We start from the raw sequence: 21,715 nt of genomic DNA, 5'->3' as shown, positions 1-21,715 counted from the left end.
TTACAATTTATCTGCAATCTGCTTTAACAACTCACAGGCTTTTGCTTCATAATCCTTCGCCTTATAGATAAGTGCTACGATTTGCTTTCTTACCTCCGGCTTTGCAAATGTCTTAGTAGTGTTCTCATCCTGCATAAAACCGCCCTTAGGGTCATTCATTTGAAAGGTGCATTCTGCCGCCAACCGAAAGTATCTTGCAGCCTGCATACAAAGATCCGCTACTTTATCATTATCTTTTCCAATCCACTCTAAGAAAACGGCGGCGTAAGAACGGCCTTCTCCTACCATGACCTGAGCATCGTTTTGACACATGATTCTTTCATATAGAATAGGCAGTACTGCATTCACTGGGAATTCTTTATCATCCCCTACTGCTTTAGCCCAGGCATCATACGCCTTCTGTCCTCCGGCCATTTCCCTGATCTTACCATTATCACCCTTTAGAGTTAAGTTCTCCTTGGTTAATAGATCAATGGCATCTGCAAGAAGTTTCTTCGGATTCGCTTGTTGTTCCTGCTTTTCCCCTATCGACATAACTGCCAGCGTACATTCATTTTCCCACCAGGAATTTGTAATAAAATATCCTGCCTCGTTAAAGGAAATGTTCTTTGCAAATTCCTGATTCTCCTGAAAACAATTCCAGCCCAGTAAAGTCTCACCGTTATCCTGATACCCTGTAATAAGGCAGGCCTCCGGTGGTCCGATAATACCAAGAGCTAGGACAGGCCTTCCCTCATCAATTTCTGCTTTGATAAAGCGAATAAACTCTTCTTTACTTGAGTCAACCCGTTTCAATATCCGATAGGACCGACCTGCTGCCTGAAAGCCCCTTCGAAACGCTTCATACTCGTCTTCATACACGTTCATGATATCAACGTTTCCTCCGTCCCACTCGTTCCTATTCCATCTGAGACGAAATGCCGCGCCGGTTGCAGCCATTATATAGCTATAATCTATCTGCTGACCCATATAATTAAGACAGGCTTTTAGTGCTACACAAAATGGGGTACATTCCTCAAAGGTATAGGCTACCTTAGGCACACCGTAGAGGATACAGCTTTGTTCAGTTTTTTGAATATTATTCATTGATTGATTTACCTCCAGAATCTGTTCCGGTAAAAGTGAACTATTCTCCTCTTTTATAATCGACGGTGCATACATCCCAATTAAGATTCTCTTTCTTCCCACCCGAAGCTTACAGGATGGATTCCTTAACTGCGAAGGAATATAATTAAGATGTCTTTTAAATGCCCTGGTAAAGGTATCATAGCTGTTAAACATATAATCTGAGGCAATCTGTGTAAGGCTTCTATCCGTATGAAAAATATCGAAAGCAGAGTTTGCTATTTTACGGGACAGTATATACCTTGATAAAGAAACTCCTGTACACTCCTTAAATGTTTCCCTAATATGACGGTAGGAAAATCCCACCGTAGCCTCAAGCTCATGATAATCGATTGTGTCCTTTAACCTTGACTCAATAAAGGTTGCTGTTGACCATATAAAAAATGAATAATCCATTCTTTCACCACCACTTTTTTACTTCTTCCGGAAGATATTCTCATTATAGCATATCGTATGAAAAGAACTCGACTTTTTTGACCTTGTTAATGATAAGGTAGATAATTGTATGAACATAATATCTAATCATAGGAACAAGAATCGCGACCTGACTCGATCCGGCGCTGAACGCGTTCATAAAGTGATAATTGACTTTCGCATGAATAAACATCCGAATACGTCCTTAGTTCACAATAAGGAATCATTTTTATCGTATAGAACGAGTTATTCAATAAGATAATAATACCGCTCAAAATAATATATCTATTTCAAGCGGCACTACGAAATCACATTTATACTGCTTCCTTAATCAGCATTGGGGGTACTCTGTGAAGAATTTCATTCGCTGCACTGTTATCCATAATCCAGGTTTCAATCTCATTCTTTGGGATGACCAAGGGCATACGATTGTGAACCTCTTTTATGGATTCATTAGCGTCGGTCGTTAAGATAACAAAGCGCATCTCCTCCTGATAGTACGAATACAGCCCAGCCATATAAAGTGCATTGGTTCCTTCCTGTCGGAATAAAAACTTTTGCTTACTACTGTCCCATTCATAAAAACCGGTGGAGGGAATAATACATCTTCTGTTTAACAAGCTACCCCGGAAAGTCCTTTTCTCAAGGGCAGTCTCGGATCTGGCGTTTATTATGACTCCTTTTTGCTGATATTTTGGGAATCCCCATGTACTTAAAGCCGGTTCCACCTTTTTCTCTTCTTCAATTAAGAGCGGCGCCAAATTGGTGGGAAATACCTCTCCTGTTCTTGCTTCCTTTCCGTGAATTTTAGCATTCAACTTCTCCAGAATTTCTCTGATTTCATCGCTTTGCTCAACGGTAAAATTATATCTTCCACACATAATAAATCCCTCCTTATGCCTTTATTTTCTTTATATCCTTATCAATTAGCTAGTATACTTTTACAAAAGGCATAAAACCTCAATGCAATTTATGATAGAGCGATTGATATTTTTAGTCATTAGTTTGCTTGTATGTTTCTATACTCCTTATTTTACCATGTGGCTAATTTTATTACAATGAGGAAGGCATCATTCACCTCCAATCTATGCTATAATGAAAGTATATTGTTATTCTAATCATAAACGATAATAATCAATGAGATACTTATTATATAAAATAAGTTCGTAAAATCATAAAAAGACATTTGACATTTTGCTATTTTTGTTTATGATAGAGTATGGTGTAAAAATACCAAGTATGAAAATACATAAAAAAAGCGAAAATAAATCAAGTGTTAATCTATTAAAAAATCAGGCAAAGCAGCCGATACCATACTTATATGTATTTAAAGGAGGATACCACATGAAAACCGGTTTTGATCCACAAAAGTATATTGAGGAGCAATCAAAATTTATATTGGAACGGGTAAATAATTATGACAAACTATATCTGGAATTCGGCGGGAAATTAATTGGTGATAAACATGCCAAGCGTGTGTTACCCGGATTTGATGAAGACGCAAAAATCAAATTGCTTCAAAAATTAAAGGATCAGGCAGAAATTATTATCTGTGTATATGCCGGCGACATCGAACGTAATAAGATTCGTGGGGATTTTGGCATCACCTATGACATGGAGGTTCTGCGTTTATTGGATGACTTCAGAAGCTATGGCTTGGAAGTGAACAGCGTCGTAATTACCAGATATAACAAACAACCTGCAACCACAGTATTCATTAATAAATTAGAACGTCGTAACATTAAAGTGTACAAGCACTCAGCCATACCCGGTTATCCCGCAGATGTAGATACCATCGTTAGTGAAAATGGATATGGCATTAACCCTTATATAACCACTACCAAACCCATCGTCGTTGTAACGGCTCCGGGCCCTAACAGCGGAAAGCTGGCAACCTGTCTAAACCAGCTTTATCATGAGTACCAGATGGGTAATGCTGCCGGCTATTCTAAATTCGAAACCTTCCCCGTATGGAATCTTCCGTTAAAGCATCCGGTTAATATTGCATATGAAGCAGCAACCATTGACTTAAAAGATGTGAATATGATCGATAATTTCCATTTTGAAAAATATCATGAGGTTACGGTAAATTATAACAGAGATCTGGAGATGTTCCCGGTTATTAAAAGAATCATTGAAAAAATCACAGGTAAAGAATCTGTATATCAGTCTCCGACGGATATGGGTGTAAACCGTGTCGGATTTGGTATCACAGATGACGCTGTGGTTTCCGAAGCTTCCAGACAGGAGATTATTCGCAGGTATTTTGCAACTGCCTGTGACTTTAAAAAAGGTCTCTTAGATGAGGAATCCTTAAACCGCATGAAAGTGATTATGGAAGAGGTAGAACTAAAACAAGAGGATCGATACTGTGTACTACCTGCCAGAGACTATGCTGCAAAATTAAAAGAAATGAATAACAATGACAGCGAATCTGTTGCAGTGATTGCTTTTGAAATGAACGACGGCACAATCATCACCGGCAAAGGTTCCGCTACCATGGATTGCTGTTCTGCTGCTTTACTTAATTCAATTAAATACTTAGCCGGAATCAGTGATGATATCTATCTTCTATCTCCGCTAATTTTAAGTACCATCCGTGATTTGAAGGAAAAAGATTTGAACAGTAAGATTACCTGTCTGAATGCCAGTGAAATATTAATTGCTCTTAGTATCTGCGCTGTAACGAATCCTACCGCTCAATTAGCTTACGAAAAACTTTCCATGCTAAAGGGTGTTCAGGCACACTGTACGGCTATGTTGAATAAAAGTGATGAACAGATTTTAAGAAAGCTTGGTATTGATGTAACCTGTGATGCTGTTTATCCATCAGAAAATTTATATTATGTATAAAGAGTTACCGTAGACATAAATGTACAGGGGCTGTTTCCAAGGAAAGTTTAGGGTAGGACAGCTCATAGGATCCCCTAAATGCACTATTTGGAGAATACATTTATTGAATTGTCTGTCTGAACATATAATGTACGTATTAGACAGACAATTCAATGAAGGTGAACTCCAACGAGTGTGTGTGGGGATCGCTATGAACTGTCCTAAGACTAAACCTTTCCTTAGGAAACAGCCCTTTTTTCATCTAACGGTATACCTTTTTCTTTTATATAATATAATAATATAAAAAGTAAGTGTATGGTCTCATTTGTTTTGGTAAACTGTATTGCATATATAATTACATACAAGAAAGCCAAGCAGTCGTAGGGTGGCAACATAGCGTTAAGCCTGCTCCGTGACTGGCAAATTAAAAGTGCAGTTTATCCCATAATGATATAATCGTACATTAGGTCGTCTTATGGAATTGATTCAAAGTATTGATAATAATATTCTTATTTTTATACAAGAGAATCTAAAAAACCCTGTGTTTGACCAGGTCATGGTTTTTATAACCAAGCTTGGTAACGCAGGGTTTCTATGGATTTTGATTGCCTTTCTATTATTGTCACAGAAAAAATATCAAAAATGCGGTGTTCCTTTAATCTGTGCCATTTCATTGGCTATGTTTTTTGGTGATGATATATTAAAGCCACTGATCGGCAGAATACGGCCCTGTAACTCATTTCCCGAGGTTCCTTTACTCATCTCACGTCCAAATACGTTTTCCTTCCCCTCCGGTCATACTATGGTAGGTTTTACTTCCGCAACCGTTATCTTTAAATACCACCGTAAGCTTGGCGGCTTTACCTTTATGATAGCTTCTTTCATCGCTTATTCAAGGTTGCATCTATTTGTTCATTATCCCTCTGATATCCTTGGAGGAATTGTACTCGGTATGCTCAATGCTGCATTTGTTATCATAGGTGTGGAAGCCATCTATAATTACATTGATGATTTTCACTAATCCAAGTCCGGAACGACCTATTAATCCTCAAAGGATACTGAGTTCCAAGCTTCGCTGTTAACCACTACGTCATACTCCGCTGACCATTGTTCAAATAATTCCGCAAACATTTGTGTACGACGCTGGTCTATGATATTTTCTTTTACCTGAATTGTTTCATCTTCATTAAAATCTGTAACGCAGTATAGAATATGCCAGCCATAATCCGTTGAAATCAGCTCACTTACTTCTCCGGTCTTTAACGTAAAGGCTGCCTGTTCGAAGGTATCACTATATTCTTCTGGCCCTTTACCCCTTCCAAAGGTAAATTCAATTTGATCGGCCTGTGAATTCTCTTCTGCTAAAGCATAAAAATCTTCGGTTTCTTTCGCTCTATCAAGTAAAGTCCTGGCTTTTTCATGAGCAACATTTCTTTCTTCCTCACTCAGAGGTATTTTATTGCCTTGCTCATCAAAATCGGTTCCATAAATGAGAATATGCTGTACCGTAATCTGTCTTGCCTCCAAATCAGAAACCTTAGTATCAACGTTAATGGTTAAGGTCTCAAACACCTTTTCTGCCAGTAGGTTATCCCTATACACTTTCTCAAGCAGATCCTGTGTAACATAATAACGGTCAACATCTGTATCGGTCATTCCTTCAAAATGTTCTCTTGCATAGGCTTTCGCATCCGCAATTTCTTCCTCTGCCAGCTCAATTCCAAACTCTTCCGCTTTATCACAGATAATTTTTAGTTCGGTAATCTGTTTCATCACTTCATCTTTTATAAGATTACCAAAGCTATTCCCGTTATCATAAAGGTCTACTTTCCAGATGTCCTTACCATACTCTGTTTCATAATTTTCCTGTACTGACTTTAGATAAACCATTGCTTCATTGTAATACACACGAATATTACCGATAATAGCAATCATCTCACCTGCTTTTACATCCTCTACCTTTTCGTCTTTTCCATCCGTAGTTTTTAAATCATAATAGGATATTTCAACTACCGTATCGGTATCTATATCATAAGAAACATATAAAGAGCTGTCGTTGTTAAGATACGTATAAGTGATTGCTTCATTTGTGGAATCTATTGTTCTCTCATCCTCTGTACCATAACGCTCTGCCAGATGTTGGTCTGCAACCGCTTTCTCCATTCCAATCGTAATCCCTGCTACGGTATACTCGTCTGCCTCTGCTAATAAGGTTATGGATGCAATGTTATCTTGCGGAGCCATAAGTTGTATTGCATTCTCTAAGGTATATACGCCGGTACCCGTTTCCAAAAGATCTGCTTTGGTACGTTTCTCAAAGGTTTTTATGGATTCCCCGATATAATTTGTTAATTCAAAACGATCCGCCTTTGTTCTGCAGGCGCTAAGCAATGATATCGCAAATAATACCACAAGAATAAATACCACTCTTGTATTTATTTTCTTTTTTGTATTGTAATTGATCATAGTTACCCCTTTATAAATCAAATTTCCCTTTACCTACATGTCCTAAATCCAATTGTAGTAAGGCCTATCTACCTTGTCAAGGTAAATTATTATTGCTTACTCATTCCGTAATAATCTAAAATCCTCCAATAACTTCTTCAAGCACTCAAATATCGTTATCGTATCTGTCTTACCTTTTGGATTCTTGGGTAGTTGAAACATAAAATATGGATTAGCCTGCGTAACAAACTTTAGACTTTTTTGGTACTTCGCTATCAGCTCCGGTATCTTCTCTATGGAAATCTTAGCCTTAGGATACATAATAAGTTTGACTTCATTTTCCTTGTGGATTAAATTGGTGATATATACACTATGACAGATGGATTTAATTAAAGCTATATTTAACAGGTTATTAACCGCACCGGGAAGATCACCAAACCGATCTAAGAGTTCTTCCTGCATATCCATTAGCTCTTCCTCGTTCTCAATTTCGGCAATCCTTTTATAGATATCCAGCTTCTGTACTTCATTTCGAATATAAGTTGCCGGAATAAATGCATCCATATCCATATCCACCGTGGTTTCAAAGGTCTCTTCCTCCGAATATTCACCTTTCATGGATTTTACGGCTTCCGTTAACATCTTACAATACAGATCATATCCTACCGCTTCCATATGACCGCTCTGCTGAGCCCCTAAGAGGTTACCGGCACCGCGAATCTCAAGATCTCTCATGGCAATCTTAAAACCGGAACCCAGCTCTGTAAATTCCTTAATGGCATGGAGCCTCTTCTCTGCAATCTCTTTAAGCATTTTATCTCTCTTATACATGAGGAATGCATAAGCCGTCCTATTCGACCGTCCGACCCGTCCCCTGAGCTGATAGAGCTGGGATAGTCCTAACCGATCCGCATCGTCAATAATTATCGTATTTACATTAGAGATATCTAACCCGGTTTCAATTATCGTTGTAGAAACCAGCACATCAATCTCACCGGATATGAAATCAAACATGATTTTTTCCAGTGTACGTTCCTGCATCTGTCCGTGGGCAAAAGCAACATTCGCCTCCGGAACAAGTCGTGCTACCATACTGGCAATTTCATCAATACCGTTTACCCGGTTATATACATAGTATACCTGTCCGTCCCTCGCCAGTTCCCTGCTGACAGCTTCACGAATAATCTCTTCATTATGCTCTAATACATAGGTCTGTATCGGCAACCGATCCACCGGCGGCTCATCCAGTACACTCATATCCCGGATTCCCACCAGACTCATATGAAGTGTTCTGGGAATTGGAGTTGCTGTCAAAGTCAAAACGTCAACATCCTTCTTCATCTGTTTTATCTTTTCCTTGTGAGTTACGCCAAAACGTTGCTCTTCATCCACAATTAGGAGTCCTAGATTTTTAAATTTCACATCGGAGGACAATACCCGGTGCGTACCGACAACAATATCCAGACTTCCTTTTTTCAATCGTTCCAACGTTTTCTTTTGCTCTGCGGCTGTCCGAAAACGGGACAACACATCGATGCTCACGGGAAAATCCATCATTCTTTGTACTAATGTATTATAATGCTGTTGTGCCAGAATCGTCGTTGGTACCAATACCACCACCTGTTTCCCATCGGAAACAGCTTTAAAAGCTGCCCGTATCGCTATCTCGGTTTTACCATAACCGACATCTCCACAAACCAACCGGTCCATAACTCTCTTGCTTTCCATATCCCGTTTGGTATCTTCGATCGCTCTTAACTGGTCCTCGGTTTCTTCATAAGGAAATGCTTCTTCAAACTCCTTTTGCCATACAGTATCCTGCCCGAACTGGAAGCCCTCCTTCTGCTGTCTTTGTGCGTAAAGCTCGACCAGCTCTTTCGCAATCTCTTTTACTGCACCCTTTACCTTAGTCTTGGTATTTTTCCACTCTATAGAATTTAATTTATTCAGCTTTGGCTTTCGCCCGTCGGGGCCGGAGTATTTTTGAATCACATCAAGGCCTGTTGCCAGGATATACAACACGCCTCCTCCGCCGTATTCAATCTTAATATAATCCTTCGTAACCTTATCTACTTCAATCTTTTCAATGCCTCGATAAATTCCCAGACCATGATTTTCATGGACAACATAATCTCCGGGGGTAAGCTCTGTAAAATTCTGAATCTTTTTCCCTTCGTAGGTAGATTTCTTATGCTTCTTTCTCTTCTCCGTACCGAAGATATCACTTTCCGATATAATAACCAACTTAATCATGGGGTATTCGAAGCCCCTGCGTAAGTTTCCATAGGTAACCATAATTTCGCCGTCCTGCAGGATACGGTCCATATCGTCTGTATAAAAAGCATTTAAGTTAAATTCCCGAAGGTCTTCACTCAGACGCATGGCTCGGGTTCGGGAGCCGGACAAAAGAATAACCCGGTACTTATTTTTCTTCCATCGTTCCAGATCCTTAACCAAAACATCAAAGTTCTTATGATAAGAGGCAACCGTTTGCACTGTAAAATCATATTTTCTTTTTGGGTTAAAGAAATTATTCTTAACCTCCATGGTACTGATTAGAACAGAATTTTTCTTCGCCAGAATACCCATAGCCTCTTTATAGCCATAGATCACATTCATCTGGCCCGGAAGGATATAGCCTTTTTCAATTCGCCCAATCATACCCTCACGAAATTCTGTCTCCACCGCTTCGCCCTTTTCCGCAAGTCTGCCGGGCTCATCCAGAAAAAAGATGGCATCTTCATTATTAAAGTAATCAAAGAAGCTCATGGTATGGTCATAAAAATAACTGATAAAGCTCTCCATCGCGATGGAACCGTGAAATTCCTCTAAGTTCTCCCTAAACTCTGCGATGATTTGTTGAATTCTTGCGGATTCCTCGGTTTTAAACTGACTCCTAAGATTTTTTACATATTCTTTTTCTTCCTCTTCGATTTTTCGAAGTCCTGCCTTGATCCGTTTTTCATCCGGGATAATCTCGGCAGCCGGATAAAGAATTAACTGATCCACCTGTTCAATGGAACGCTGGCTGCTGACATCAAAGGTTCTAATTGAATCTATCTCATCTCCCCACAATTCAATCCGGTAGGGAGCTTCTTCTGTTAAAGGAAAGATGTCAATAATACCTCCCCGAATTGCAAAATCCCCAGGGGCTTCCACCTGCGCCTGTCTCTCATAGCCCAAATGAATTAAAGATGCACTAAACTCCTGTAGTTTTATAATCGAATTACTATCAACCGTAATTATCCTGTCCTTCATCATCTGAAGCGGCAACAAGCGATCCATTCCACCGTCCAGGGTTATGATAATTGTGGTATTCTTTTTCTCCAGAATGCGGCGCATAATCCGTAACCGGTCCCGCACGATGGCATTGCCGTGAATATCTGCGCTATAAAAAATAATATCCTTAGCCGGATAGAGAAACACCTCCCTATCATACAGCCGGTAATCTTCATAGATTTCCTTCGCCTTAAGATCATTATAGGTTACTATGATTTTAAAACGGAAATCTTCACTTAGTCCGTGGATCAGATGGCACTTTTGTGAATCAATACAGCCGGTAACCTGTACCGGCAGAGTTTTCAATTTTATATTATCCCTGATGTCATTAAACTCTTTTAACTCCTTCAGGGGAGCTGTAAAGGTTTTCAAAAGTGTACCTCCTACTTATAAATATACAAAATAATTATCTGATATTGCACATCGCATGTATAAACATGTATAGAATGTAATACGTGAATATTAATTCACTTTGTGCTGCGCTGTATATGCTCCAATCATTGCTTTTTAAAATCCGAATATAGTCTTTGACTCCTATTTAATGAAGAAAAAATCTGTTTTTGATCCTAACAGATTAAATATTATTATTGTCTTCATTCTTTGCAGATTTGAATATTTCCTTGATTTTTTCTATATGAGATTTATGACCTGTCGGCTTCTTGTCCTCTATACCGATGTCCTTATTTCTCTCTTTATCATTCTTATCTCTATCATTCTTTATATCTCTCTTTTTTAATTCAACCTTCTTAGTATCTTCCTTCTTTGTTTCTTCTTTCTTTTTATTATATTGATTCATGGCTGCATCAATACCTGATGTGATAATCATTCTACAGGCATCGGAAGTATCCTTAAGGGCATCCCGAACGGTCGCCTGCTCCTCCTTTGGAAATCTCCCCAATACATAATCTGCAAGATCCCAATCCTTAGGCTTATCGCCGACACCGATTTTTATCCGGGGAAAATCCTGTGTACCAATATGTTGAATGATACTTTTAATCCCATTATGCCCCCCTGCACTCCCTTTTTTGCGAATCCGAAGCTGTCCCACCTCGAGGCTGATATCATCGTATATTACGATGATTTCCTCCGGTGAAACCTTATAAAAATCAACCAGTTCTCTGACACTTTCGCCACTTAAATTCATATAAGTCATAGGCTTAGCCAAAATTACTTTTTCCCCTTCAATATAACCCTTTCCACAGATTGCCTTGTGTTTTTTAAAATCCAGCGGAATGCGGTAATCGTCTGATATTCGGGTTATAGCGTCCCATCCTATGTTATGTCTGGTAGCCTGGTATTTGTCACCCGGATTTCCTAATCCTATTATAATGTACATTTTATCATGCCTTTCTCTCAAGGTTGTTGCTGTCGTAGATGAAACTAGTGGTTATAACAACCTGTAATAATTGAACTGTTACATATTCCATTAAAAAATATATATCTAACTGCTTCCTGCTGCCGCTGCCGCTCCTGCCGATGTGGCAGCTATCATTGCCATCTGTTGCGCAAGTAAAATATTCGTAATATTATTCGCCAATGTCATTTCCATTGTACTATGCTTTTGATCTGCCAGATAATCGTCACATACCAAGGCTGTCGCATACATCAGCCTTTCCTTTGCCGATATGGACCAACCTCCAAAGCCCTTTTTACTTTTTAGATACTGATTTGTTGCAGCGATCTCATCAGCAAGTTTACCGGTTTCTTCGCTCAAAAGTGCCACTACACCTAAGAAGGATATCTGCATGCCGGAACCAAATTTACATTTTCTTGCATGTAAAGCATTGTTTAGCTCAACTGTACGTCTGCACTTAACCGCTGCATCTTCCTCACTAAAGGTGAGAACATGGGATAATGCCTGTACGGAGTTCGAATAGGAAAAATGCTCTTTTAAGATTCGGTAACAGTTTTCCATCTCCCTGATTGCCTGATTTATTGAAATATCAGACATCGCTAATAAGGTAGCAAAACCATAATCATCCGAGGAGGTTATAAAGCGATGCTCCTTCTTCATTGCATCATAGAAGCTTTTCGCTGATTTAATAATATTATTATATTGATAATCTTCCGCTTCCATAGCAATTGACAGAGCAGCCAGAACCAGATATGGAGAAGAATGAAATCCTTCCTTCTTCATATCCTTATAGATAATAATAGCCTCCTCAATCAATTTTGCGGGATTCTCTTGCAAAGATAGCATAACAGAAGTAATAAAGTTTGTTGTATCTTTAAATTGAGAGAATACGCCTGTTTTATTCTTAATGAAGCTTTTACATTCTTTTATTCTATCAATCTCTAGCTTACTTTCTGACATCGTATAAAGCAATGCACCCAGTCTTACGCTTGACGTATAATTCCATTTAAAGCTTTTATATAACTGTTTATAATTTTCTGCAAATAAATCACATTTATTCTTTAGGCTTCCCTTCATAAAACGTTCTCCCCTTCATAAAAAACAATGTAAGTGCGTTATTATTATAATCCTTATGGTAAGGTATGGCAACACAAAAAAGGCAGCCTTGGCTGCCTTTTTTGTCTTTTTATTACTGCTTTTCCCACTACTCCTCTGCATCTGCTTCTGCATCCGCTTCCAAAGCTGCGATTTCGTACTTTTCAAGGATGATTTTCTGGATTTTATCTCTTGTATCCGAATTAATCGGATGAGCAATATCCCGATACTCTCCATCCCCAGCTTTCCGGCTCGGCATAGCGATAAATAAGCCTTTGTCACCTTCAATTACTTTGATATCATGTACTACAAATTCGTTATCAATCGTAATTGAAACAACAGCCTTCATCTTGCCTTCCTTACTCACCTTACGCACGCGTACATCGGTAATCTGCATGGCATGGTCCCCCTTCTGTCAAATTTATCGTTAGTTTTTAAGAAAAAGTTATGTTTAACTAAAGTTAATCTCCCTTTTCCCAGTTACTGCTTTGAGTAATATTAAGTTGTTTTGCACTTCCATATGTACCCATAATTTGTCTTTTAAGGGTATTATACCATAATTATTCAGAAATGTGAATATTTTTTATGTAAAAATAGTTAAAATTTACATCTTTTTTGACGTTTTTTTATTGTTTACAGTTTTTTGCCTTATCTATAACAACTTTTTAGCTATTTTTTAGTATTATACTTGCATTCTAATCCTTTTATTTGAATATATTACTTATAAATTATGGTTATTATTGGTATAATAATACAAAACCGTATCTATTCCTTTCATAAATCCTTCTCACATTTAATTTAAATTAATTTAGTGAGTAATCTGAATAGGAGTAATAATTTTAACAACATTTTGCTATATATAAAAAAGGTTTCTCTATTGTAATTTATATGAAAAGGGTTATAATAGCAGATATAAAATGTCATAAATTATAAACTAATAAGAATAGGATGTGTACTATGTACAAAATAGAATTAAATAAGCCTTGCCGAATTCATTTTATTGGCATCGGCGGTATAAGCATGAGTGGTTTCGCAGAATATTTACATAACAAAGATTTTATCGTCAGCGGTTCTGACAGTACTGAGAGCAAAATAACAGATCATCTAAGTGACTTGGGAATTAAAGTGTATTATGGGAATCGCGCTGCCAATATAACGTCCGATATTGATGTGGTTGTATATACCGCCGCAATCATGAAGGACAATGAGGAATATATTGAAGTACAAAAACGGGGCATTCCTGCTCTGAGCCGGGCTGAAATGATTGGACAGCTGATGCTTAATTTTGATAATGCTGTAACCGTATCCGGAACTCATGGGAAGACAACGACTACCTCCATGCTTTCAATCATTTTCATGGAAGGTGACATGGATCCAACCATATCCGTTGGAGGTATTCTTGAATGCATCGGGGGAAATACCCGTACAGGAAATTCGGAGCATTTTATCATCGAAGCATGTGAATATACCAATACCTTCTTAGAATTCTATCCCAAACGCAGCATTATATTAAATATTGATGCAGATCATCTGGATTTCTTTAAGGATTTAGAGGATATCCGCAATTCCTTTCATTTGTTTGCAAAACGTATCCCAAAGGAAGGTCAATTATTCATAAACGGAGAAATTGACCGCTATGAGGAAATCACTAAGGATCTTGCCTGTGAAGTTTTCACCTATGGTATCGCCGATCCTAACCACCGCAGCAAAGATATGGCCTTCGATTATGCTGCTGATAACATAGAATTTCATTTAGGTACCGGAAGCTTTGATTTATATTATAAAGGAGAGTATGTTGACCGTATTGTGTTAAACACCTTAGGTCTACATAATATATCGAATTCTCTTCCAACCATTGGTGTTGCTCTGCAGACGGGAATCCCTATTGATAAAGTGAAAGCTGCTCTTCTTAAATTCAAAAATTCCAAACGTCGTTTTGATTATAAAGGAAACATCGGCGGTGTCGATATTATAGATGATTATGCCCATCATCCGACAGAAGTAACGGCAACCTTAACTTCTGCCAGGGCATATTCTAAAGGTACCGTCTGGTGTGTGTTCCAACCTCATACCTATAGTAGGACGAAGCATCTTTTAAAAGACTTTGCTAAGGCTTTATCCTTGGCAGACAAAATTGTTCTTACAGATATCTATGCCTCAAGGGAAAAAGATCCCGGGGACATATCATCGAAAGATTTAGTTAAAGAATTGGAGTTAATGGGAAAAGAAGTATACTATTCTCCCTCTTTTGATGAAATTGAAAATTTTTTATTACAAAATTGTATGAACGGTGACCTGTTGATAACTATGGGTGCCGGAGATATCGGAAGTATTGGAGAATCCTTGTTGGGACAGTGATTATCCACAATATCCACAGTATTATCAACATTTTGTGTGAATAATGCTGTGGATACTTTTTTCTACTAAATCTTTTCTACAAATATAGACTTTTTCACCAAATAATTCATATTTTCTCTATACTTCTATCATAATTTACAGATTTTTACATGTTTTGACCGTATAATCATCCACATTATCCACATTATCCACATTTGTATAAAGCCAAGGAATCCCATAAAATAAGCTATTTTCAAATGTTTTTATCTGTGTTATACTACTCCACGGATAGGCGGACCATTTATGAAACCTCTTGAGCTGATTGAACATAGCATGCTCTAAGTTTATTCGATGATCCCTAAAAGATAACTCCATTAGAATTCGTATGAACACTAATCTGCGTTTGGATTAATCCAGTAGAATTACGATATCAGTTCGTGCTTGCATGATGTTATGTCATATTTCTAACAGATTAATATACCATAAAGAATAACTAGAAAGGGGATGGGTGAGAATATGAATAAAATATCATTACATGCTGAAGGTATTTCCGACATTACTATTGTCCCAAATACCTTTATTGACCAATATATGCCGTCTGCGAACGGTGCCTATGTGAAAGTTTATCTGTACCTGTTACGATGCTTTAACAGTAATCGCCCGGAGATTACAATCTCCTCAATTGCTGATCATCTTGAAAACACCGAAAAAGATATCATCCGTTCCTTAAACTACTGGGAAAAGTTAAATCTACTACAATTAACAAGAAATGAACATCATGAAATTATATCCATTCATTTGATTGATTTGAATACTTCGCAAAATCCTACCGTCGATACCGATATGGAAACAGTTCCCGACTCGGAGGAAGAAATTGCAGTCACACTACATATGCCAAAGAAACCCAATCCTAGGCAAACTTATTCCACAGAAAAAATCGCACAGCTGAATGAAAATGATGAAATAAAATGGGCGATGCATATCATTGAAATCTATCTGGACCGTCCATTAAAGCCTATGGACATGCAGTTGATTTTATACCTGTATGAAGAACTTAAATTCTCTGCAGAGCTTATTATGTATCTATTTGAGTATTGTGTCTCAAAGAACAAAAAGAATATTTCTTACATTGAGGCAGTTGCACTTACTTGGGCTGAAGAAGGCATTGACTCAGAGGAAAAAGCAAGGGAAGCGACTGCCACCTATAATGACCATTATCATGCGGTTAATAAAGCCTTTGGCTTAAATAGGTCGCCCGGACAGATTGAACGGCAATATATTACAAAATGGGTAGAGGTATTTGGCTTTTCTGATGAAATTCTTACGGAAGCCTGTAATCGAACCATTTTAAGAACCGGAAAACCTGACTTTAAATATGCGGATAAGATCCTGGAGACTTGGTTTAAAAAAGGTGCTAAGAATATGGAGGATATCCTTAAATTAGATGAGGAGTTTAGTAAAAGTAATAAAATACCCGAACCGGGTAAAGTCACACCGATTACGAAACCTTCCTCCAATAAGTTCAATCAGTATCCGCAAAGAACCTATACAGCAAAAGATTATGCAGAATTGGAAAGAAAGCTTCTGAATAAAGGTCTATAAGAAATAGCCGTCGAATGACGGCGGAATGGAGATTATAATATGGCTCTAAAAAATGATAAATACAATCAGATTTTACGAGAATATGACAATCGACAATTTCAGAACAAGCATGATCTGGATCGCCGTCTAAAACAAGTATATGAAGCGATTCCGGAACTAAAACAATTGGCGTATGAGATGATAACCCTATCCGCCGAAAGTGGCCGATTGGCCCTTAGAGGAGATACGGCAAGTCTGATGGAACTGAAGGCGAAAACCTTCGATATCAAAGCCCGCCAAATGGAACTTTTAATCTCTAACGGCTACCCCTCTGACTATCTAGAATTAAAGTATCAATGCAGTAAATGTAAAGATACCGGTTTTATCGGTAATGAAAAATGCAGCTGCTTTAAACAGGCAATTGCAGATTTAATCTATGCGGGGTCTAATATTAAATCTGTTTTGGAATATGAGAATTTTAATACCTTCTCATTTAAATATTATTCCGATGATTTTATTGATGAAGCTACCGGATTATCCCCTTTATCCAATATGCAAAAGATCGTAGCCGGGTGCAAATCTTTTATCAGACATTTTGGTAAGAAACCTGAAAACCTTTTATTCCTCGGTAATACCGGTGTCGGCAAAACTTTTCTTGCTAATTGTATTGCAAAAGATCTTTTAGACCGTGGGTTTACCGTAATTTATCTTACAGCCTTCCGATTATTTGATATTCTAGAGAAGAATAAGTTTGGTAAAGATGAGGAAACCTCTTATATAGCTTCCAATCAGTTTGAATATATTTTAGACTGCGACCTGTTAATTATCGATGATTTAGGGACCGAGATGAATAATTCCTTTACAGCATCTCAATTGTATCTTATAATCAACGAACGTCTCCTAAAGCAAAAGTCTACGATTATTTCAACAAATTTATCACACGATAATATGAACGCTTATTATGGCGAACGGGTATATTCAAGAATTATCAGTAATTACTCCATTCGTCGAATTATCGGGGAAGACATCCGTTTACAAAAGGCTGTCGGTAATTAAAATAAAGCAATAGGATATCCTATTCCTATGCAAGATACTTACAGATACATACGAAATCCACTTGACTTACTGTTTTTATAATGGTATAACTTTAGTGGATTTTGATACGAATTACTAATTATATGGAGGGAAAATGTAATGTCAAAGCATGAAAAGATCGTAGAAACCATTCCTGTGGGACCCTTGGGCATCATCGCTTTAGAAAGCAGCAGCGACCTGGGAAAGAAAGTAAATGAGTATCTTGTAGAATGGCGTAATGAGAGAGAAAGCGAGCACAAAGCCACAATCGCATTCACCGGTTATCAAAGAGACTCCTATTTACTAAACGCCTGCTGTCCGAGGTTTGGAACCGGCGAAGCAAAGGGAATGATTAAGGAATCCGTCCGTGGATCCGATTTGTATCTGCTTGTTGATGTAACAAATTATAGTTTGTCTTATACCGTTTGCGGACATACGAACCATATGTCACCGGACGATCATTATCAGGATTTAAAACGAATTATAGCGGCAGTTGGTGGTAAAGCAAGAAGAATTACCGTCATCATGCCCTATCTTTATGAAGGCAGGCAGCACAGACGTACCTCCAGGGAATCCCTTGACTGCGCTTTAGCATTACAGGAATTAACTCATATGGGTGTAGACAGTATCATTACCTTTGATGCACATGATCCGAGAGTTCAAAATGCAATCCCTCTAAGAAGTCTTGAGACAGTGGCACCAACCTATCAGTTTATCAAAGCATTGCTTAATCATGTACCGGATATTAAGCTGGATGCAGATCATATGATGATTATTAGCCCGGATGAGGGTGGTATGTCAAGAGCAGTTTATTATGCCAATGTTATGGGCCTTGACATGGGCATGTTCTATAAAAGAAGAGATTATACCAAGATTGTCAATGGACGCAATCCGATTGTAGCTCATGAGTTTTTAGGTACCGATGTTGAGGGTAAAGATATCTTAATTATAGATGATATGATTTCCTCCGGTGAAAGCATCCTTGATGTGGCTACCGAATTAAAGAGAAGAAAAGCAAATCGCATCTTTGTTGCGTCAACCTTTGGTTTATTTACAAATGGTTTTGAAAAATTTGATGAAGCATATGAAAACGGCTTGTTATACCGTGTTCTTACGACAAATCTTATCTATCAGACACCTGAACTCTTAACCAAACCATATTATATCAATGTAGATATGAGTAAATATATTGCATTAATCATCGATACCATGAATCATGATAACAGTATCAGCGGTCTTCTTAATCCGATCGCCCGCATTCATAATATCTTAGATAAATATGGACAAGGAACACATAATATGCAATAATTTTTATAATATAAGGCAGCTGTCTTTCGATATTATTCGTAAGACAGCTGTTTTAATTACTATTATGTATTTTTATTCTTATACAATGAATTTATCAGCACACATTGAAAAGTCAAACCATTGTTTCTTTTATCTTCTGACTTCCAGTTATCATCCAGAGCTAACCTATCCTTATAAACACTTCTTTTCTTATTCGATTTGCAATTGATGGACATTCTCTTTCTGCTGTATTTAAAGTAATATCCTCTTTGACTTATAACCCTTGATTTAAACTTTTTTAATATACTTTTCATCACATATCTCTTCTTCGCTTTGACTATCTATTTCTGCTTCTTAATCTGTTTCACTTTCTTCTTGTAGCTCAATCTCCTGCATCAATAATTCCTCTTCCATATCCTCTGTATCGGAAGTGTCTGATATGTCACTACCAGCCGTTTCCTCTTGCCTTATTTCGTTCTCTGTTTCTTGTTCTTGTTCAGCTTCATGTCCTATTTCCTGTTCCACTCCTTGCCCATCCTCTTGCTCTATTTCCTGTTCCACCTCTTGCTCGATCTCTTGTTTCGCCCCTTGTTCATCCTCTTGCCCTATTTCTCTTTCCACCCCTTGCTCATCCTCTTGCCCTATTTCTCGTTCCGCCTCTTGCTCGATCTCTTGTTCCATTTCATTCGTTACTTCTCGCTCCTGTTCACGCTCAGCTTGTTCGTCTTCTTTCTCTTGCTCCTCTTTTATAACTGCTCTCCAATCATATGTTTCAAATGTATCGGTCATAGACGAATTATGTATCTGCTCCATATAACTTCGCCAGATGGTACCAGGATAGGAGGACCCTTTTAAGTCCTCTAAAGTTTTAGGAATATCATATCCAACCCAGACACTGGTGGTGTAATAGGGGGTGTATCCGACGAACCAACCGTCCTTTTTATCATCCGTGGTTCCCGTCTTACCGGCGCTGATAGTATGGGTAAGACCAAGGCCCTTACCGGTTCCGTTCTTTATTACTCCAATAAGTGCTTCGGTCATAATCCTTGCTGCGTTAGTTTCATAAACCTGTTTGGTAGGGATTTTCTCTCCTACGATTTCATTGCCCTCTGAATCCATGATTTTCACAATACAGGTAGGATGTCTATAATAGCCGTCATTTTCTATGGCTGCATAAGCGGAAGCCATCTCTAAGGGACTTACACCTACGGTAAACCCCCCTAAGGAGGCTGCAGGATAATAATCATTTTTATCTATTTTTGCAAAATTCATATCTAAGAGATAGGATAATCCGACTTCTGGTGTCAACTCTTCAAATAACCTCCATGCAATCGTGTTCTTAGATAGCTCAATTGCCCTCGATAGCTTCATCTCACCGGCATAACTTCCCCCGGAATTTCGTGGTCCACCCTCAAACCGCTCATCCCTCACCACACTGTCCGGTGTGTAATCTCTTTCAAGTGCCGGTGTATAGACAATCAAAGGTTTAATGGAACTCCCCGGCTGTCGATAACTTTGATACGCTCTATTTAACGTATATCCCGGAAACTCCTGACTACGGCCACCGACGATTGCTATTACCCTTCCGGTATCGTTGTCAATACTTACCGCAGCTCCTTGAAGTTCAAATACCCCTTCCCCATTCATTTCAGTAAAATCCTGAAGGGTTTGATCTAGCGATGCTTGCAGTAGTTTTTGCTTTTTTAGGTCGATTGAGGTATAGATGCGATACCCGTTACGATATAGTTCCTTTTGCAAACTATAGTATAGTTTGTTATATTCATCCTCATAAACCTCTTTTTCTTTCTCTGATGAAAAACTTACCCTGAATTCAAAGCCCTGATTCTCCATGAGTGCTCTTATGGCACTATAGCTAACATAGGTTTCCACATAATTTTCCTTATTCTTTTTGGAGGGCTGTAACTCAATGTCTTCATTTATGGCTTTACGGTATTCCAGTAGATTTATCTTATCATCCTCAAGCATTTGATTCAGTATTCTATCTCTACGCTCCAGAGTGTTTTCCATATTTGTAATGGGATTATAACGGTTTGGACTGTTTGGAATGGCACACAGAAATGCGGTCTGCGATAGACTAAGCCGGGTAACGCTTTTTCCAAAGTATCCATAGGCAGCGGCCTGTATACCATAGTGTCCGTTGGCAAAATAGATATTATTAAAATAAAACTCTAGAATCTCCTGCTTAGAATACTTCTTTTCCAACTCCTGGGCTATGAAAATCTCCTCTATTTTACGTTCATAGGTAACTTCATGGGTAAGGAATATGTTTCTGGCAAGCTGCTGGGTTATGGTACTGGCTCCTTGCTTTATCTCACCCTTATTTTTTATGAGGGCGATTGCTGCCCTTATATTAGCCAGATAATCTATGCCATCATGCTCCATAAACTTCTTATCTTCCGTTACTACCATAGCATTGATGGCGTTAGCTGGAATGTCCTTATACTCAATATAATATACATCCTTATCTGCCTTTAAGCTGGCAATCAGCTCTCCTTCCGTATCATATACCAAACTAGTCAGGGAGGATCGGAAGTCATCCTTTGTAGAGGTTGAAACCACATCTTTTGCTTCTGCCTGAATTTGAAACAAAGTCTTACCATAGGTTTTATAAAAGTAAAACATCCCTGCTGCAATAACAAGTAAAAAAAGAAGTAGTGCCAATTGAAGAGTAAGCTTAATTACTTGTCCCGGCGATTTTTTCTTCTTTTTATGCACTGGTTTCTTTTGTTTCGCTTTTTGGGGTTTTGTTTTCATTTGCTTTGCTTTTTGAGGGCCCGCTTTTTTACTGTTCGCTTTCCCTTGATTATTACGTGTACTTTTTGGCATACGAAGCCTCCGCTTAATCTATATATCTGTAAAAAAACCTTAGTT

The 21,715-nt window shown here is 38.2% G+C and carries 14 protein-coding genes and 1 pseudogene; 6 read left to right on the top strand and 9 right to left on the bottom strand.

Translation table 11 applies throughout. The features are described 5' to 3' along the window. Together I5677_RS14600 and I5677_RS14595 are read right to left on the bottom strand one after the other, a co-directional pair. Positions 1–1,521 (bottom strand): helix-turn-helix domain-containing protein, encoded by a 1,521-nt coding sequence (locus I5677_RS14600; protein WP_197662378.1) that lies wholly within the window; start codon positions 1,519–1,521, stop codon positions 1–3. Positions 1,522–1,853: 332 nt separating this feature from the next. Further along, positions 1,854–2,420 carry an SOS response-associated peptidase gene (locus I5677_RS14595; RefSeq protein WP_197662377.1) on the bottom strand — a complete coding sequence of 189 codons (567 nt, stop codon included), beginning with the start codon at positions 2,418–2,420 and terminating at the stop codon, positions 1,854–1,856. A gap of 463 nt (positions 2,421–2,883) precedes the next feature. On the opposite strand from I5677_RS14595, the gene I5677_RS14590 reads away from it, so the two are divergent. Further along, on the top strand, positions 2,884–4,392 hold the full coding sequence (locus I5677_RS14590; protein WP_197662376.1) for a DUF1846 domain-containing protein: 1,509 nt from the start codon (positions 2,884–2,886) through the stop codon (positions 4,390–4,392). A gap of 454 nt (positions 4,393–4,846) precedes the next feature. Continuing rightward, on the top strand, positions 4,847–5,392 hold the full coding sequence (locus I5677_RS14585) for a phosphatase PAP2 family protein (protein ID WP_197662375.1): 546 nt from the start codon (positions 4,847–4,849) through the stop codon (positions 5,390–5,392). Positions 5,393–5,412: 20 nt separating this feature from the next. On the opposite strand, the gene I5677_RS14580 is transcribed toward I5677_RS14585, so the two are convergent. From I5677_RS14580 to spoVG, 5 genes and pseudogenes are all read right to left on the bottom strand, one after another. Then, positions 5,413–6,837, bottom strand: a complete 1,425-nt coding sequence (locus I5677_RS14580) for a peptidylprolyl isomerase (RefSeq protein WP_197662374.1) — start codon at positions 6,835–6,837, stop codon at positions 5,413–5,415. 96 nt (positions 6,838–6,933) lie between these two features. Continuing rightward, positions 6,934–10,467 carry a transcription-repair coupling factor gene (mfd, locus tag I5677_RS14575; RefSeq protein ID WP_197662373.1) on the bottom strand — a complete coding sequence of 1,178 codons (3,534 nt, stop codon included), beginning with the start codon at positions 10,465–10,467 and terminating at the stop codon, positions 6,934–6,936. Between the two features lie 394 nt (positions 10,468–10,861). Next, positions 10,862–11,431 (bottom strand): annotated as a pseudogene (gene pth / locus I5677_RS14570) (aminoacyl-tRNA hydrolase); the annotation flags it as partial. A 105-nt stretch (positions 11,432–11,536) separates the two neighbouring features. Next, the gene (locus tag I5677_RS14565; protein ID WP_197662371.1) at positions 11,537–12,526 is read right to left on the bottom strand and encodes a DUF4003 family protein; all 990 of its coding nucleotides are present in this window, start codon (positions 12,524–12,526) and stop codon (positions 11,537–11,539) included. Between the two features lie 127 nt (positions 12,527–12,653). Next, positions 12,654–12,941 (bottom strand): septation regulator SpoVG, encoded by a 288-nt coding sequence (gene spoVG, locus I5677_RS14560; RefSeq protein ID WP_197662370.1) that lies wholly within the window; start codon positions 12,939–12,941, stop codon positions 12,654–12,656. Between the two features lie 560 nt (positions 12,942–13,501). Here spoVG and murC point away from each other — a divergent pair. The 4 genes from murC to I5677_RS14540 all read left to right on the top strand — a co-directional run bounded on the left by murC (position 13,502) and on the right by I5677_RS14540 (position 18,844). Then, positions 13,502–14,902, top strand: coding sequence for a UDP-N-acetylmuramate--L-alanine ligase (gene murC, locus I5677_RS14555; RefSeq protein ID WP_197662369.1), 1,401 nt, complete (start codon positions 13,502–13,504; stop codon positions 14,900–14,902). Positions 14,903–15,397: 495 nt separating this feature from the next. After that, on the top strand, positions 15,398–16,483 hold the full coding sequence (locus tag I5677_RS14550) for a DnaD domain protein (RefSeq protein ID WP_197662368.1): 1,086 nt from the start codon (positions 15,398–15,400) through the stop codon (positions 16,481–16,483). A 39-nt stretch (positions 16,484–16,522) separates the two neighbouring features. Next, positions 16,523–17,518, top strand: coding sequence for an ATP-binding protein (locus I5677_RS14545; RefSeq protein ID WP_197662367.1), 996 nt, complete (start codon positions 16,523–16,525; stop codon positions 17,516–17,518). A 138-nt stretch (positions 17,519–17,656) separates the two neighbouring features. Further along, complete coding sequence (locus tag I5677_RS14540; RefSeq protein ID WP_197662366.1) at positions 17,657–18,844, top strand: ribose-phosphate pyrophosphokinase; 1,188 nt, start codon at positions 17,657–17,659, stop codon at positions 18,842–18,844. A 62-nt stretch (positions 18,845–18,906) separates the two neighbouring features. On the opposite strand, the gene I5677_RS14535 is transcribed toward I5677_RS14540, so the two are convergent. Then, the gene (locus I5677_RS14535; protein WP_197662365.1) at positions 18,907–19,137 is read right to left on the bottom strand and encodes a hypothetical protein; all 231 of its coding nucleotides are present in this window, start codon (positions 19,135–19,137) and stop codon (positions 18,907–18,909) included. 40 nt (positions 19,138–19,177) lie between these two features. After that, positions 19,178–21,670: a transglycosylase domain-containing protein gene (locus I5677_RS14530; RefSeq protein ID WP_243456614.1), complete on the bottom strand. Its 2,493-nt coding sequence runs from the start codon at positions 21,668–21,670 to the stop codon at positions 19,178–19,180. Positions 21,671–21,715: the final 45 nt, after the last annotated feature.

Source organism: Mobilitalea sibirica (assembly GCF_015999265.1).
In the GTDB taxonomy this organism is placed as follows: domain Bacteria; phylum Bacillota; class Clostridia; order Lachnospirales; family Lachnospiraceae; genus Mobilitalea; species Mobilitalea sibirica.
This window is presented reverse-complemented; position numbering and strand designations above follow the sequence as displayed.